This window comes from Pseudomonas sp. KH_050 (genome assembly GCF_057838875.1).
The window spans coordinates 2,110,789-2,127,277 of the sequence record NZ_CM174478.1 but is presented as its reverse complement, the minus strand read 5'-3'; the positions used below and the strand labels follow the sequence as shown (position 1 = coordinate 2,127,277).

16 protein-coding genes are annotated in these 16,489 nt (G+C 61.4%); 3 read left to right on the top strand and 13 right to left on the bottom strand.

Annotation, left to right across the window (positions count from 1 at the left end; translation table 11 throughout):
- Positions 1-441 precede the first annotated feature (441 nt).
- The 7 genes from ubiT to norR all read right to left on the bottom strand — a co-directional run bounded on the left by ubiT (position 442) and on the right by norR (position 7,240).
- Positions 442-912, bottom strand: a complete 471-nt coding sequence (ubiT, locus tag AC3IUA_RS09800; protein ID WP_489360401.1) for a ubiquinone anaerobic biosynthesis accessory factor UbiT — start codon at positions 910-912, stop codon at positions 442-444.
- Positions 906-1,796, bottom strand: a complete 891-nt coding sequence (locus tag AC3IUA_RS09795) for a U32 family peptidase (protein WP_489360399.1) — start codon at positions 1,794-1,796, stop codon at positions 906-908. Before AC3IUA_RS09795 ends, ubiT begins: the two co-directional genes overlap by 7 nt.
- Before the next feature lie 10 nt (positions 1,797-1,806).
- A complete protein-coding gene (ubiU, locus tag AC3IUA_RS09790; RefSeq protein WP_489360397.1) occupies positions 1,807-2,802 on the bottom strand; it encodes a ubiquinone anaerobic biosynthesis protein UbiU in 996 nt (331 codons plus the stop codon).
- A 131-nt stretch (positions 2,803-2,933) separates the two neighbouring features.
- Positions 2,934-4,169, bottom strand: coding sequence for a molybdopterin molybdotransferase MoeA (locus tag AC3IUA_RS09785; RefSeq protein ID WP_489360396.1), 1,236 nt, complete (start codon positions 4,167-4,169; stop codon positions 2,934-2,936).
- Positions 4,166-4,720, bottom strand: a complete 555-nt coding sequence (gene moaB / locus AC3IUA_RS09780) for a molybdenum cofactor biosynthesis protein B (RefSeq protein WP_489360394.1) — start codon at positions 4,718-4,720, stop codon at positions 4,166-4,168. Before moaB ends, AC3IUA_RS09785 begins: the two co-directional genes overlap by 4 nt.
- Positions 4,721-4,965: 245 nt before the next feature.
- Entirely contained in the window at positions 4,966-5,613 is a 648-nt protein-coding gene (gene pdxH / locus AC3IUA_RS09775; RefSeq protein ID WP_489360392.1) for a pyridoxamine 5'-phosphate oxidase, read from the bottom strand.
- A 97-nt stretch (positions 5,614-5,710) separates the two neighbouring features.
- A complete protein-coding gene (gene norR, locus AC3IUA_RS09770) occupies positions 5,711-7,240 on the bottom strand; it encodes a nitric oxide reductase transcriptional regulator NorR (protein ID WP_489360390.1) in 1,530 nt (509 codons plus the stop codon).
- A gap of 153 nt (positions 7,241-7,393) precedes the next feature.
- On the opposite strand from norR, the gene ytfE reads away from it, so the two are divergent.
- Entirely contained in the window at positions 7,394-8,068 is a 675-nt protein-coding gene (ytfE, locus tag AC3IUA_RS09765; RefSeq protein WP_489360388.1) for an iron-sulfur cluster repair protein YtfE, read from the top strand.
- 76 nt (positions 8,069-8,144) lie between these two features.
- Here the strand turns inward: ytfE and AC3IUA_RS09760 are convergent, their stop codons facing one another.
- Positions 8,145-8,582, bottom strand: a complete 438-nt coding sequence (locus AC3IUA_RS09760; RefSeq protein WP_489362292.1) for a hypothetical protein — start codon at positions 8,580-8,582, stop codon at positions 8,145-8,147.
- Between the two features lie 28 nt (positions 8,583-8,610).
- Positions 8,611-9,801: an NnrS family protein gene (locus AC3IUA_RS09755; protein ID WP_489360386.1), complete on the bottom strand. Its 1,191-nt coding sequence runs from the start codon at positions 9,799-9,801 to the stop codon at positions 8,611-8,613.
- 690 nt (positions 9,802-10,491) lie between these two features.
- Here AC3IUA_RS09755 and AC3IUA_RS09750 point away from each other — a divergent pair.
- Together AC3IUA_RS09750 and AC3IUA_RS09745 are read left to right on the top strand one after the other, a co-directional pair.
- Positions 10,492-11,175, top strand: a complete 684-nt coding sequence (locus AC3IUA_RS09750; RefSeq protein WP_489360385.1) for a Crp/Fnr family transcriptional regulator — start codon at positions 10,492-10,494, stop codon at positions 11,173-11,175.
- Positions 11,176-11,180: 5 nt separating this feature from the next.
- Positions 11,181-11,372 carry a protein DnrP gene (locus AC3IUA_RS09745; protein WP_489362290.1) on the top strand — a complete coding sequence of 64 codons (192 nt, stop codon included), beginning with the start codon at positions 11,181-11,183 and terminating at the stop codon, positions 11,370-11,372.
- 219 nt (positions 11,373-11,591) lie between these two features.
- On the opposite strand, the gene AC3IUA_RS09740 is transcribed toward AC3IUA_RS09745, so the two are convergent.
- The 4 genes from AC3IUA_RS09740 to AC3IUA_RS09725 form a co-directional block, all read right to left on the bottom strand.
- Complete coding sequence (locus AC3IUA_RS09740; protein ID WP_489360383.1) at positions 11,592-13,439, bottom strand: nitric oxide reductase activation protein NorD; 1,848 nt, start codon at positions 13,437-13,439, stop codon at positions 11,592-11,594.
- A 78-nt stretch (positions 13,440-13,517) separates the two neighbouring features.
- Positions 13,518-14,945 (bottom strand): cbb3-type cytochrome c oxidase subunit I, encoded by a 1,428-nt coding sequence (locus AC3IUA_RS09735; protein ID WP_489360382.1) that lies wholly within the window; start codon positions 14,943-14,945, stop codon positions 13,518-13,520.
- Between the two features lie 3 nt (positions 14,946-14,948).
- Entirely contained in the window at positions 14,949-15,389 is a 441-nt protein-coding gene (locus tag AC3IUA_RS09730) for a c-type cytochrome (protein WP_489360380.1), read from the bottom strand.
- 833 nt (positions 15,390-16,222) lie between these two features.
- Positions 16,223-16,480 (bottom strand): cytochrome C oxidase subunit IV family protein, encoded by a 258-nt coding sequence (locus AC3IUA_RS09725; RefSeq protein ID WP_489360378.1) that lies wholly within the window; start codon positions 16,478-16,480, stop codon positions 16,223-16,225.
- Positions 16,481-16,489 lie beyond the last annotated feature (9 nt).

Genomic DNA, 16,489 nt, shown 5'->3' with positions numbered 1-16,489 from the left:
TCAAAAAATCCACTTTGAATGGAAAACCTATTTCCTGCTGCACCCATTAGAGCTGTTTGAGAAGGTGCCTGCGGTTTCGCGCGAGGACACCCATGAACCTACCCCGTCCTACCCGTACAGGTTGTTCGCGTAACGAGATTGTCCAGTTGACACGATTCCCATATAAAGGGTGCCAGCGGTGGTGGGGGATCTTGAGGAAGAGCAGCAAGCTGTTTATGCCGCTTCGTCACAGGCCTGAGCCTGGCATGAATGCTGTGACAGCCGCCCAAAGATCGCAGCCTGCGGCAGCTCCTACAGGGGATTGTGTGCACCCACAACATTGCGGGTGTACCCGGTCGGCGCGTAGGAGCTGCCGCAGGGGATTGCGTACACCCGGCCCATTGCAGGTGTATGCGGTCGGCGTAGGAGCTGCCGCAGGCTGCGATCTTTTGATCTTGATGGTTACCCCGCCGCCACCCCCTTCCCCGCCCGCTCCAGATTGCGCCACAACCAAACAGGCAAGACATCCGGATCAAGACTGTCGATCAGATTCTTCAGCCCCAGCCCCAGTTCGGTATCCCCCTCGATCACCAGCCGTCGACGAAAAAACAGCGTGTCCGGATCTTCCTGACGGCTGGCCAGGAGCAAAAACTCCCGCCAGTTGCCACTGATAGTCACCTGCGCCTCAGCGCGCTCGGCGATCTGCAAGCCGTTACGCCCCAGGGTCAAGTACCAGGACAAGCCCAGGTCAGGGATCCGCAGGCACAGCCAGCGCCCGCGCAACAGCTCGAAGCCGCCATCACGCAACGGCTCGGCAAGGCAACGATTGAGCGCCTGCTGCAACGCCAGCCGCTGCACGGCAAAAGGCACCCGGCGTACCAGCGGCAACAACCGGTCGGCCCCTTTCAACAGCCATTTTTTTCGGTTCAACACAGGCCGACCTCCTCGACGCGCAACATCCCGGCCTGGCCATGCCAGTAACCATTGCAGCCTTCGACAAACAGCGGCGGCGTCTCGCCCAGGCGTACCCGTTGAAAAGCCCCGACCACCTCGGCCATGCCCTGGGCACGCGGGCTCAGGCGCAACAGATCGGCACCGCAGGCCACCAGCCCGGAATAATCCGCCAGCAGATTGGTCACCTCGGCGGACATCGTCTGGATGCCATTGAGGGTGAACAACGGCTGACCTTCCTGACTGGTCAGGGCCATGCCGTCGGGGTAGTTGATGCAGCAAAACTGACAGTCGTCTTTCGGCCTGTTTTCCGCCCGGGCGGTGAAGCAGCGCGCGGAATAGGCCAGGGGCAAATGCCCATAGGCAAAGATTTCGACTTCCGGCACCGCACGACCCAGTTCGCCCACCTGCTCGATCACATCGGCAATCAGCGCCGCAGAGCACTCCACCGGCGGCACCCAGCGAGTCATTCCACTGTCCATCAACTGGCTCAGGGAATGTCCGTTATACACATTCAACGCCGGACCACCGACAAAGGGCAATTTGCGCTCGGCCATCAGTTGCACCGCGCCCATGTCGTTGGCCTCCACCAGCAACTGGCCGTTGTCACACAGACGGCGCAGGCTGGAGAGTTCGGAAGCCGCTTCGATCAGGGTCAGGCTGGAAAGCACCAGCTGCGCCTGGCTGCATTCTTGCAGCTCGCGCCCCAGGCCAAGCCACTGGTCCAGGGAAAACGCCCGGCGTTTCGAGCACACGGTTTCCCCCAGGTAAATCACATCCAGGGGCAAGGCCGACATCTCGGCGTAAAAATTGCTGAGTTGCTGTTTGTCCCAGTAAAACAGGACCGGTCCCAGGCTGAGCTTCATGTCCCGTCCCTCATTGCCATGATCGATGATAAGCACCCAGGGTGGTCTGGCTGCCTTCGGACAAACCGGCCAATACCTGACGCCATTCATCCTTGACCCGAAAGCTGCCGGGCGAGCCGCGATGGGCATCCAGGGCGGCGCGCCAGACGCGGGTGACTTGTTCCACATAGGCCGGGCTGCGCTGGCGGCCTTCGATTTTCACCGCTTCGACGCCGATCGCTGTCAGTTCCGGCAGCAGATCCAGGGTGTCGAGGCTGGTGGGTTCCTCCAGCGCATGGAAGCGCTTGCCGTCGACCAGGAAACGGCCCTTGCACAGGGTCGGATACCCGGCAGGTTCGTCCGGGGTGTAGCGGTCGATCAGCACCTCACTGAGGCGCGCGCTCAAACCTTGGGCGTCCTCGCTCCAGCGCACCGCCTTGGCCGGCGAACAGACGCCGCACAGGTTCGGCGATTCGCCAGTGATATAGGAAGAAAGATGGCAGCGCCCTTCGGCCATGATGCACAAGCTGCCGAAGCCGAAGACTTCAATCGGTACCGGGCTGCTGGCGGCGACGTGGCGTACCTGGGCCAACGACAGCACTCGCGGCAGCACGGCGCGGCGAATACCGTAGCGCTGCGCATAGAAACCCAACGCCGCGGCATGGGTCGCCGAGCCCTGGACAGACAAGTGCAACGCCAGTTTCGGGAAACGTTGGCAGGCGTAGTTGAGCACCCCGGGATCCGCGGCGATCAGTGCATCCACGCCGAAATCGGCGGCGCGATCCACTGCCCGCTGCCAGCGCTCCCAGCCCTTGGGCTGAGGATAGGTGTTGACCGCGACATAGAGCTTGCGTTGATGTTGGCGAATGAACGCGACCGCGGCGTCGAACTGTTTGTCGTCCATATTCAACCCGGCGAAATGCCGGGCATTGGTGTCATCACGAAAACCGACGTAGACGGCATCGGCGCCTTGGCGTACTGCCGCCTTGAGCGCAGGCAGGTTCCCTGCCGGGCAGACCAGTTGCATGGGTAATCCTCATCAAAGAGCTCGTATCGACCATCGGCTGACAGCTGTCACCTACAGGCTCGGAGCGGTCGAAAATCCGCTGCCAGTCTAGCGAGACAGACCGCCACGGCCTTGACGGCAATCAAGTGCGCTCAATGCATCAATTCGGCAAAGGACAGGAACCGAACGTTGTCGTGCTTGAGCACTTGCTGCTCGCACTCGACCACGGCAAGCCCGTCGGCCCAGCAGGCGGCGCTCAACATCGCCGAGCTTTGTTGAGGGTGCAGCTCCACGCTCAATTGCCCGTCGACACCCGGGCTCAACTTCGCTCGCAGGTACTGCCGGCGCTTGTTGCGCTGCAGCCAGTCGAACCCTGCCGGAATGACCAATGGCAGCGCCAGCACCTCCTCCACACCCTGGGCCCGGAGCAGGAACGGGCGCACGACCACCAGGGCAGTCACCAGCGCCGCCGACGGATTGCCCGGCATGCCGATCCAGGGTTTGCCAGCCACCTCGCCAAAGGCCAGGGGTTTGCCTGGCTGGATCGCCAGGCGCCAGAAATCCACGCTGCCGAGTTCCTCGATCGCCTGCTTGAGATGGTCCTCCTCGCCCACCGATACGCCACCCGAGGTCAACAACAGATCGCATTCAGACGAGGCCAGGCTCAAGGCATCCCGGCTGGCCGCCAATTCATCGGCCATGACCCCGTAGTCATGCACCTCGACGCCCCAGCCACGCAACAACGCGGCGAGACAGTAACGATTGCTGTTGTAAATCTGCCCCGGCGCCAATGGATCGCCTGGCTCGCGCAATTCATCGCCACTGCTCAACAAGCACACCCGCAGCGCTCGATAGACCTCGACCTGCGCTATTCCAGCGCCAGCCAGCAGCCCCAGTTCCTGGGCGCGCAAACGCTTGCCGGCCTTGAGCAGCAGATCCCCGCGGCGCACTTCTTCGCCCTCCTTGCGCACATGTTCGCCAACGCTTGCCGGCGGGCACCAGACGCGCTCTCCTTCGACCTGGCAACGCTCTTGCGGAACCACGGTATCGGCCCCCGGTGGCAGCGGCGCACCGGTAAAGATTCGCACCGCCTGACCGGCCAGCAAGGTTGCAGCCTCGCCATCGCCCGCGGCAATACGCCCGACCACCTGCAGATAACCTCCCGCCTGGGGCAGATCGGCCGCCTTGAATGCGTAGCCATCCATGGCACTGTTGTCCCATGCCGGCAGGTTTACCGGGGAGTGAATATCCGCTGCCAGCACCCGTCCCAGGCAGTGCTCCAGGGCGATCTTTTGCATTGGAGGCGGTGGTGGTGCCTGGTCCAGCAGGCGGGCAATGGCCTCGTCCACCGGCATCAGTTTGCCGCTGTCGCATACCGGGCCGCTCATGAGCGTGCCTCACAGGCGGCGATGACCTGCTGCGGCTGTGGCTTCAAATGCGGGGCGAAATTGCAGGGGCCGGTGCGGCTGTCCAGTTGCTCCAGGAGGATTTTGTTCCAGGCGGTTCGGCATGCACCCGGCGAGCCTGGTACGCAGCACACCAGCACGCCATTGCTCATCCCGGCCAGTGCCCGGGACTGCAGGCTGGACATGCCGATTTCCGCCAGGGAGACCTGGCGAAACAGTTCGCCAAAACCTTCCACATGCTTGTCCAGTAACGGCAGGACCGCTTGCGGGGTGTTGTCGCGAGCGGTGAACCCGGTGCCGCCGGTCATCAGCACGACCTGCACCTGAGGGTCGGCAATCCAGTGGGAGAGTATTGCGCGGATCTGATAAATATCGTCCTTGACCAGATCACGGTCGATCAGCACATGCCCTGCGGTTTGCAGCAGGTCTGTCAGGGTCTGTCCCGAGGTGTCGGTATCGAAGGTGCGCGTATCGCTGATGGTCAGCACGGCGATGTTCAGGGGTTGAAAAGTGCGTTGCGCCAGATGGGCCATATCCAAGCCTTCCTGTAGATAGGGTATGGCCCAGCGTGAACCGGAATGTGGATGGAGCCTATTCCTCCGAGGAGGTACCTCGACTGGGGGGATGGGGTGATCACCGTAGCAGCTGCCGAAGGCTGCGTTCGGCTGCGAAGCAGTCGTAAATCCTGCTTGCACGGTTTGCCTGGAATACCGCAGTGCCTGATTTTACGACTGCTACGCAGCCGAACGCAGCCTTCGGCAGCTGCTACGGGGGAGGCTCAAGGCGCCAACCGATTACGCTGCCATACCCCCTTGCTCAACCGGTAATCAAAACGATCATGCAAGCGATCCGCACGCCCTTGCCAGAACTCCAGCCGCTCAGGATGCAGGCAGTAACCACCCCAGTACTCGGGTCGCAGCAGGGTCTGGCCAACGAAGCGCTGTCCGGCTGCCTCCAACAAGGATTCCAGCGCTGCCCGACTGGCCACCGGACGGCTTTGCGGCGATGCCCAGGCGCCCAGCCGACTGGCCAGGGGACGGGAGTCGAAGTACGCATCCGAGAGCTGCGGGTCGAGCCTGGACACCTGGCCCTCGATACGCACCTGACGCTCCAGGGCAGGCCAGAAAAAGGTCATGGCCGCATGGGGATTGCCCGCCAGGTCCTGTCCTTTGTCACTCTGGTAATTGCCGAAAAAAGTGAAGCCTTCATCGCTCAGGCCCTTGAGCAGGAGGATCCGGCAATGCGGGTGCCCCTGACTGTCGACCGTCGCCAGCGCCATGCTGTTGGCTTCGACCGGTGCGCTCTCGGTGTCGCGGGCCTGCTGCAGCCACTGGCGGAACAAGGCCAGTGGATCGTCCGGCATCAAATCGTCCTGCAGTCCATCCAGTGTGTAATTGCGGCGCATTTCAGCCAGGGAAAGGGGCATGGCGGTGATCTCCGGAAAGTTCAACTCAGTGTGCGAGCCACTGCGCGACGCGACCTTGACCAATATCAACACCAGGCAACGACGGACCTGCTCTGCGTCACTTGAGCCGCAAGCGTCGGGCCAGTTTGTGCAGGTTGCTCGGATCGATTTCCAGTAGCCGCGCGGCGCTGGCCCAGTTCTCCCCGGACAGGCTCAAGGCGTGGAGGATTTTCTTCCGTTGGTAATCGTCGATGGCTTCGCCCAAGGGCTGGAATGGCAGGTCAGAGGCATCGTCCATGGGCTGTTCGGTCACCAGAGGCGGCGCGCCGTTCGTGCTGTCGAGATCCAGCAGCTCGGCCTCCAGGGTCATGATCTGGCTGCGACTGGTGCCGCGGCTCAGCTGCTTCAACGCTGCCCGGCTGATCACATGCTCCAGCTCCCGCACATTGCCTGGCCAGGCATACCCCAGCAACGCCCGTTCGGCCGCCGGCGACAGGCGTAAACCGCGCAGGCCGAGACGCGCCCGATTGAGTTCGAGAAAGTACCCGGCCAGCATCAACACATCATTGCCGCGCTCGCGCAGGGGCGGAATCGGCACCGGATACACCGAGAGCCGGTGATACAGGTCGGCGCGAAACAGGCCGTCGCGGATGCTGTCCGGCAGATGGCGGTTGGTCGCGGCGATGATCCGCACATCGACATGCAGCGGCTTGTCGGCACCCAGGCGCTGGATCTCGCCGTTCTGCAAGGTGCGCAGCAATTTGGCCTGCACCGCCAGCGGCAATTCGCCGACCTCGTCGAGAAACAGCGTGCCGCCATTGGCCGCATCGAAACGCCCGGCGCGATCGCTGGTGGCTCCGGAAAACGCCCCTTTGACATGCCCGAACAACTCGCTCTCCGCCAGCGACTCTGGCAGGGCGGCGCAATTGACGTGCACCAGGGGTTTGTGGCGCCGCCGTGAATGACGGTGCAAGCGCCGGGCGAACAGCTCCTTGCCGACCCCGGTCTCACCCAGCAGCAATACCGGCAGCTCGGAGTCGGCCAACACCTCCAGTTCATTGAGTAACTGGCGCAGTACCTCGCTCTGCCCAAGAATCTCGCCTTCTTCCGCCGGCATCCGATCGTCCTGAATATCGCTGCGGGACAAGCGCAGGCTACGGTTCTCCTGTTCGAGCCGGGTCACCCGCACGGCGGCCTCGATCTGCAAGGTACAACGCTTGAGCTCTTCGCGCGCATGGCTGTCGAAAGTCCCGGCATGCAGCGCATCAAGGGTGATCGCGCCCCAGATCCGCCCTTCCACATACAGGCTCACGCCCATGCAGTCATGCACCGGCAGCGCTTCGCCGACATGGCCGTCGAGCAGGCCGTCATAGGGATCCGGCAGGCGGCTGTCGGGTTCGAACCAGGTGGGCTCGCGCGAGGCCATGATCGCCGCCAGTCGCGGGTGCTGGGCGATCACAAAGCGCCGTCCCAGCGCTTCGTGAACCAGCCCCACCGTTGCCACCGGCCGCAGGCTGTCGTCTTCCAGGCGCAGCAGTCCCACCGCGCCACTGTTGAAGTATTCGCGCAGGGTCTGGACCAGACGTTGCAATCGTACCGCATTGGGCAGCTCGACAATCAAGTCGGCGGCCAGGCTTTCACGCAGCATGGTAGTAATTACCCTCTATGGTTTGATTTACCCTAATCCGTCAGGGTACGGATCACCACAACAAAAAATTAATCGATATTTTTCAGTAAGTTATCTATGGCACGCGGAATGCAACAGGACCGGGGAACCTGTGAAACCTATAGAGGAATCCCGATGAGCCTGACCCTTCTGGAAAAAAGTCTCGGCCAACTGGCCTGCGACATCCCCGGCGCCACCCGGACTTTTCACGCCTTCAATCTGGACTTCTGTTGCGGCGGGCAGAAAAGCCTGCGCGAAGCCGCCCTTGGCAAGGGCCTCGATCCGCTGCTGATTGCCGATGCCCTGCTCGCCTTGCAAGACTCCGGTGAAACCCGGCACGACTGGCGCAACGAACCCGAGGAGCTGTTGATTGCCCACCTCCTGGCGCGCTACCACGCCCGGCACCGCGAGCAGCTGCCGGAACTGATCCGCCTGGCCCGCCGCGTCGAGCTGGTGCATGGTGCGCGCGACGGCTGCCCCAATGGCCTGGCCGACCACCTGCAGGACATGCAGCAGGAACTCGAAGGGCACATGCTCAAGGAAGAGCAGGTGCTCTTCCCGATGCTGCAACAGGGGATGGGCCCGCAGGCCGCGCCCCCGATCCGGGTGCTGCGTTTTGAACATGATCAACACGGTGAGGCCCTTGAGAAAGTGCTCGCCTTGACCAACAACATCACCCCGCCTGCCAATGCCTGCAACACCTGGCGTGCGCTTTACCGGGGGTTGCTGGAATTTCGCGATGATTTGATGCAGCACATCCATCTGGAAAACAACGTGCTGTTCGTCAAGGCCATCAACCCTCGCGATTGATCGTTTGGCAGCCACTCCAGACCCGCGCCAGCCAACCGGTTGTCGCGGGTTTTTCTTGGGCTGGGGGAATCGGTTGTCAGCCGTGCCAATAGAACATGGCCTTGGCCAGGATCACGATCACCACCATGTGCCCAAGGATGCTGCGGCGAATCCAGGTGGCGCGGGTCGGGGTCAGCCGTGCGTGTGTGAGCAGGTATGCCAGCAACAGGTAATGGCCGATAATGCTCAAGGCCAGCCCGATCTTCAGGCTCAACAGCGTGCCGAAACTGCTTGCCAGCGGCTGGCTCAAGACTGCGCGGTGCTGCCACGCCAGACCGATGCCGGCGCCGTACAACAGCAACACCACGCCATGCAGCACCTTGCGCGAGCGCACCGCTATCGCCTGATCCGCCGGCAGTTGCGCAGCTTGCGCCAACTGCTGGCGGGCGGAGTGCCAGATGAACACTTCGAAAAACAGCGTGCCGATGAAGGCGATCGCGGCCAGCAAGTGGATGACCAGCAAAATGGGGTAAATCACCGTTAGCCTCCGTCAAATTGCCTGCTCATCCTGGATGGCCGTCAACCCGGCCACGCAACAACATCGGTCCGTAGCGCCAGGCGTACAGCGCGAACGCCAAGGCCCAGCACAGAGCGGCCAGCCACAAGCCCGGGGTCGGCAAGAACATGACCAGCAGCACCCGGCTCAGACACGCCAGGTTCAACAGAATGAACGCCAGGGTCATCCCCGACGGCGGCTCCAGCGCACGGCCGGTATGCCCCAGGCTGACCCGGGCGATCATCGCCAGAATCAGGCCGCCCATGGCCCCTATCGTCAGGCAATGCACCGCCAGACTGGGGTTCAGCGGCACACCGAAATGCCACAGCGCCATGCCCAGGCAGGCCACCGCCAACCAGCCATAGGCCAGGTGCAACGACCAGAGCAACGGCACTCGCCAGAGCGCCCGATCGTGCCAACGAACCAGGCGCACCAGATGCCCCGCCGCCAACACCGCGAACAACAGACCGACTGACACATTGGGGGAAAGCGCGGGCCCTGCGGCGTACAACAGGGCTACCAGCGCCGAACCCACCAACAGCAGAAGATCCAGCCAGGGCCAAGGCGTTACACCCTCGACCCGGCCGAGGCCGCGCTGGGTGAAGAACGGTATGACCCGCCCGCCGATCAAGCCCATCATCGCCGCCGCCAGCCAGATCCCGGTCAATACGCTTTGGCGCTGCCAGGCTTCATGGCCTGGCAGCAGGCCATACACCGACAAGCCGTCGGCTACAGCCATCAGCAGCAGCACCGCGACAATCGGGTAGTTGCGTTTCTGCCGCACCTTCCACAGCGTGAAGCCCATGAGCACCGCCACCGCCAGCGGGAACGCCAACTCCAGAACTGCCAGCAACGGCCACGGCGCATTCGCCAGCCAGGCCAGGCGCGCGCCCAGCCAAAGCAACGCCAGCACCGCCAGCGGCTTGCCACTGATGCCGGGACGTCCGGTCCAGGTCTGGACGGCGGTCAGCAAGAAGCCGGCGATAATCGCCAGGGCAAAGCCGAACAACAGCTCATGCCGATGCCAGGCGAGCCAGCCACCTGCCGGTTGCCAGCCGCTGATCGCGCCAGTGAACGCCGCCAGCCAGAGGGGTACAGCCAGCAAAGCCAAGAGGCAGCCCGCCAGGAAAAACGGCCGAAAGGCCAGACGTAACAGCGGCATAATTGCCATCGCTGTACGGCGGTCAAGTACTTGCATAACACCACTCCTTTACCTTGCTGCCGGAGGGTAAATCCCGGTCAGATCATCGGGTATTACCGATGAGTTGCAGTTGTCACAGATCAAGCTTGCAGACGGCCATTGGGGAATCGGCCCGTCTGTAGTTGAACTAGGGTGTGCAAGGGGCGTGCCCTGATGTCGATTCAGGGTCAACCGTTGCCAGTCAGTTAAGGAATTTCTTGCCCCGCACATTCCTCGTAGCAGCTGGCGAAGCCTGCGTTCGGCTGCGTAGCAGTCGCAAATCCTGCTTCCACGGTGTGTCTGGAGTACCGCGGCGCTTGATTTTACGACTGCTGCGCAGCCGAGCGCAGCCTTCGGCAGCTGCTACGGTTCGCGTCCCCTCCTCACCACAAGGCGTGATTCAGAAGGGTATAAATAACCATTTGATGGTTATTTATACCCTGCTGACCAGGGTCTTTTTTACCACGATATTCCGCAAACCTCCTGCAAATACAGCCCTCCAGGCATGGCCCGAGTCTTGCTCAATCATGAGTACCTTTCTTACCCACTTCGATCCCTCGATTACCTGGAGTCGTCATGAAAAAAGTCATCCAGCCTCTGGCATGGTTTGTAGTGCTGAGTTCGATAGTAGCCCTCGCCAGCGGAGTCTCTCTAGGACTAATCTGACCTTATAGCTATCCCCTTCCCCAGCCATCAGGATGAATTTTTATGGTGCTTCATCGAGTCCATCACCAGATTCTGCGCAGTCATCATTTGTTCGAGCCATTGAATGAAGAGCAACTCGATGAGTTGATGAGTACCAGCCACTTGCTGAGCATCGACAAGGGCGAACCGCTGTTTCGCCAGGGCGAGCCGGCCGACTCGTTTTATTTCGTGATAGCGGGCGCAGTGAAGATCTACCGACTGACGCCCGACGGCCAGGAAAAGGTCTTTGAGGTCATCGGCGATCGGCAAACCTTCGCCGAGGCGATGATGCTGATGGACACCCCCAACTATGTAGCCTCCGCCGAAGCGATCTGTCCGACTCAGCTCTACCGGATATCCAACAACACCTACATGCGTCTGCTGCAGAGCAATAGTCGCCTGACTTTTGCTCTGCTCGGCAAGCTCTGTGTGCGCCTGCACCAGCGGGTCAACGAGATCGAAACCCTGTCGCTGAAAAACGCTACCCACCGGGTCGTGCGTTATCTGCTGACGCAGCTGGTGCGCCAGCAAACCGTTGACAGCCAGTTCGAACTGCCGATGGCCAAGCAACTGATTGCCGGGCATCTGTCGATCCAGCCGGAGACGTTCTCGCGGATCATTCGCCGCCTGATCGATGAAAAAATCATCACTCAGGAAGGCCGCCAGATTGTCATTCTTGATCGTCTGCGCCTGGAACAGTTCGAGTGAGTGCCATGCCCATCTGTCTGTATTGCCAACACGCCAACCCTTCACAAGAAGCCGAGTGCCGCCAGTGCGGCATGCCTCTCCCGGCCTTGGCCGAACACGCCGAAAAGCGTCGACTGCGCCGATTCCAGTGGTTCTGCGCCGGCCTGACGATCTTCTGCATTGCGATGTTCTTCTGGCTGCCGCGCAGCATCTCCTGAGCGGCGCCACCCTTCTCAAACCCCAACATATGACTGGCACGGCTGATCCCCCGTAGCAGCTGGCGAGCTTTGCGAGGCTGCGTTGGGCTGCGAAGCAGTCGTAAAATCAACAACCGCAGTGTCTCAGTAAAACCGAGGACTCAGGATTTACGGCCGCTTCGCAGCCGAACGCAGGCTTCGCCAGCTGCTACGAGAACGCTGCCACGCCAGCGTCCTCCTTCAAGGCTGGGTCAGCTGGCGGTACAACTGTGGCAAGCGCAGGGGTAGTTGATCCGGCTGGCGGATCAGGGTGTAGCCATTGGCACCGAACATATAGGGCAGGTAATCCCCGGCCTCGCGATCGATGGTGATACAGAACGGCGTCAGCCCCTGGCGACGTGCCTCCAGTACCGCTTCGCGGGTGTCCTCCACACCGTAGCGTCCCTCATACAAATCCAGATCGTTGGGCTTGCCGTCAGTCAGCAGCAGCAACAACTTGCGCCGCCGTTTGCAGCCGCCGAGCAACTGCGTGGCCTGGCGAATGGCCGCGCCCATGCGCGTGTAATACCCTGGTTTGAGCCCCTGAATGCGCCCTCGGGTGGTGTCGTCATAGCGCTGACTGAAGGACTTCAGCTCTTGCATGCGCACTTGCTGGCGGCGCAGCGAGGAGAAGCCGTACAGGGCGAAATCATCCCCCAGCAACGACAGTGTTTCGCCGAACAGCAACAGGCTATCGCTGATCACATCGATCACTCGATGCTCATCGTCGATATGGGCGTCGGTAGACATCGACAGGTCCGCCAGCAACAGGCACGCCAGGTCGCGATGGGTCTGGCGCTGCTCCATGAACAGACCGCGCTCGGCGCACTGGCCGTGCTGGCGTTCAACATGGAAATCCAGCCAGGCCTGCATGTCCAGCTCCGACCCCTGGGGCTGCTGGCGCAACCACTGGCGATCATTGCGCAAGTGCTCGAACTGACGCCGCAAGCGATGGGCCGACGCTTTCAGCCTGGGTGGCAGTGGCTTCGGCTCGGTGTCGCGCGGCACCATCATTTGCAGATTGACGAAGGCTTCCTGCATTTGCTGCTTGCGATAGTCCCACTCCGGCAACTTGATGCCCTCGCCCAAGGGAATATCGTCGACATCGGCCGGCGGCAAATCCAGGTGCAGCTTCAGGCCGCCGCCCTTGCGCAGGCGAGTGCGCGACAGGGTCAATTCGTCCAGGTCGTCGGCGACTCGCGCGGCGTCCGGGTCTTCGCTGTCATCGGTCCAGCGATCCAGATCGACGTGTTCGGTCCAGCTGAAGAGGTTCTCCAGCCGCACTATCAGCAGTCCACCTTTGCTGGTGCTTTCATCGATTCGCTTGGCGCGCTTGCGCCCGCCTTTCTGCTCGCCGGGGGGTGTGGCCAGATGATCTTCCGAGTCTTGCGACTCTTCGAGATCCCCGGCCTGGGGGCTGGCCAGGTGCAGCGGCGGGTACAGCCACAGCGGCAGCGGCCAGGCCGCCCGTTCGCTGCGGGGAAAATGTTCGACACTGCCGGGCTCGCGCAGTGCCTGGCGCAACGCTCGCTCCAGCGCCGCTTCACCGCCGCTCAACGAGGCGGGGTCCGGGCGTGATTGCAGGTGGGCATCGACCAGCCGCTGGTAGCGCGAACGCAACGCCGGATAACGTTGCAAGAGCATTTGCGTCCAGCGCTGATTGTCCCGACCCCAGTGGCGCATCTGCCCGGCCTGGGCCGCCAGCAACGCCAGCCAGCGATACAATTCTTGATTCAGCGTGGCATCCGGGTAGACCGCGAGGCTCGATGGCAGGCGAAGATTATTCTCGTCGCACCAGGCCAACGGCACTTGTTTGCAGGTACCGGCGATCTGCTGCAGCACATTGCGGCGCAGCAACAGGTCGCGGTCGCTGGCGGCCTCCACGCCGACGCCACTGGCGCCGCCCATGGCGCGAAACAACAACGCCAGCGGTCGCTGCTGGTTGACCAGTTCGACCCGGGCTTCGGGAAAGTCCGGGCTGGCGCGGCGGGTGATAAAGCGATGCCAGACACTGCCGACCCACTCTTCCAGTTCGACGGTAAAGGCCATGGTTTTTTTCCTCTTAAAACCAATGTAAAACGGCCCGCTGTACCAGCCGGGCCGCCCTCCTCTAGAGTGCTCCTTGACTCACGAGCGAACGGCGGAGGCGTTCGCAGCGATCGTCAAAGGCACACGCCGCTTGAAGCTGAACAGGTAGCAGATCAGCCCTGTGAAGAAACCGAGACCTGCGCCCAGACGGGCCCAGAACAGCACTTGCAGATGATCGACAGTGGCCATGAACGGCAACGCGACCCCATCGACCGGCCAGCGTTGCAGGTAGATCTGCACGACACCGGCAGCGGTGAGCAACAGCGTGATCATCACCATCGACAGGGTCATCAACCAGAAGCCCCAGATCTCGAGTTGCTGCGAACGCTCGTCCGCTGCCTCGCCGAGCCCGCGCAGTTTCGGCATGGCGTAGCTGATCAAGGTCATCACGATCATCGCGTAAGCACCGTAGAAGGCCAGGTGACCGTGAGCCGCCGTCAATTGCGAACCATGGGTGTAGTAGTTGACCGGTGCCAGGGTATGCAGGAAGCCCCAGACGCCAGCGCCGAAGAAAGCGGTGACAGTAGTGCCCTTGGCCCACAGTGTAGCCGCGCGGTTCGGGTGGTCCCGGCGACGGTTTTTCACCATGCTGAAGGCGAATATCACCATGGCCAGGAAGGGTAGCGGCTCAAGTGCCGAGAAGATCGAGCCGACCCACAACCAGACCTCAGGCGCACCGATCCAGAAGAAGTGGTGACCGGTACCGATGATCCCCGTTATCAGCGCCATGGCGATGATCACGTACAGCCATTTCTCCACGACTTCCCGGTCCACGCCGGTGATCTTGATCAGGACGAAGGCCAGCATCGAACCCATGATCAGTTCCCACACGCCTTCTACCCAAAGATGCACCACCCACCACCAGTAGAACTTGTCGCGGGCGAGGTTGCCGGGGTTGTAGAAGGAGAACAGGAAGAACACCGCGAGCCCGATCAGCCCGGTCATCATGACCATGCTGACCGTGGTCTTGCGCCCTTTGAGCAAGGTCATGCCGATGTTGTAGAGGAAACCCAGGCAGACCACCACAATGCCCATCTTGGAAATGGTCGGCTGCTCCAGGAACTCCCGACCCATGGTCGGCAGCAGCTCATTGTGGGTCAACTTCGCCAGGCCCGCATAAGGCACCAGCAGATAACCGAGAATCGTCAGCACACCCGCGGCGGCGAACACCCAGAACAGAATGATCGCAAGCTTCGGACTGTGCAGCTCGCGGTCGGCCTCTTCCGGAATCAGGTAGTAGGCAGCACCCATGAAGCCGAACAATATCCAGACGATCAGCAGGTTGGTGTGCACCACCCGCGCCACGTTGAAGGGGATGATCGGGAACAGAAAGTCCCCCACCACGTATTGCAGGCCCATGATCAAACCGAACAGTATCTGACCGAGAAACAGCATCAGGGCAAACACGAAGTAGGGTTTGGCCACGGCTTGCGAGGCGAATTTCAGATGCGGATTAGCAATACTCATCACTCAGCCCTCCTTGTTTGGCGGCCAGCCATTGGTATTGATGTTCGAAGTCCATTTGAGGAACTCGGCGATGTCATTCACCTCCTGTTCGCTCAGATTGAATTGCGGCATCGCACGCCGGCCTGGTATGCCCAGTGGCTGCATTTTCATCCAGGCATGCAGGAAAGGTTTGAAACCCTCCTCCCCGCCGCGCCGTTTGAACACGTTGCCCAGTTCAGGCGCAAAGTAAGCACCCTCGCCCAGTAGCGTGTGGCAGCCGATACAGTTGTTGTGCTCCCATACCGTCTTGCCGCGTATCACTGATTCGCTCAATAGCGTTTCATTGCTGCGCTCCGGAAAGGTCTGCTCGGTGTGATAGGTCAAGGCCAGGAATATCAGGAAGAAGAACACGCTTCCTCCGAAGTAGATATTCCTGGCCATGCCTTTAGTGAAGGTCTCTGACATGGTCGCTTCCTCATTGCTTGGCCTGTCCATTCTAGGAAGCGAAGGGTCGAAACCTGCTTGATGGCGATCAAGAAACTCCGATGGTTTTGGTCGGGTATAAATTTCGGGGGCGCAGATCAAATGTGGTATCGACAAGATCGCAGCCTGCGGCAGCTCCTACGCCAACCGGGTACACCCGCAAATAACCAGGGATACGCAATCCTCGTAGGAGCTGCCGCAGGCTGCGATCTTTTGATCTTCGTTCACGCACCACCTTCGGCGCCGGTGAAACCGCGAGGATCGCTGGGTACACCCGCAAATAACCAGGAGTCCGCAATCCTCGTAGGAGCTGCCGCAGGCTGCGATCTTTTGATCTTCGTTCACGCACCACCTTCGGCGCCGGTGAAACCGCGAGGATCGCTGGGTACACCCGTAAATAACCAGGAGTCCGCAATCCTCGTAGGAGCTGCCGCAGGCTGCGATCTTTTGATCTTCGTTCACGCACCACCTTCGGCGCCGGTGAAACCGCCAGGATCGCTGGGTACACCCGTAAATAACCAGGAGTACGCAATTTTCGTAGGAGCTGCCGCAGGCTGCGATCTTTTGATCTTCGTTCACGCACCACCTTCGGCGCCGGTGAAACCGCGAGGATCGCTGGGTACACCCGCAAATAATCAGGAGTCCGCAATTTTCGTAGGAGCTGCCGCAGGCTGCGATCTTTTGATCTTCGTTCACGCACCACCTTCGGCGCCGGTGAAACCGCGAGGATCGCTGGGTACACCCGCAAATAATCAGGAGTCCGCAATCCTCGTAGGAGCTGCCGCAGGCTGCGATCTTTTGGGAGCGCTCAATGCTTAATTGACGGCCACCAACGTCCCCCCCACCACCGCCGCCAAGGCCACCGCCCAGCTCAACATCAACCGGCGCCACAAACGCGGGGCGTGGCGCATTTCCATGAAGCCGTCGGCGATCAGCCAGGCCTTGCCGACGGCCGCCAGCAGAATGGCAATCGACAGCAGCGCGGTGCTTCCGGCATCCCCCAGCAACACGGTGCAGACGCTTAGCGCAGTCAGCGCCGCCCAGCAGGCGAGCAGAATCCTGGAAACGGACATGAGTACCTC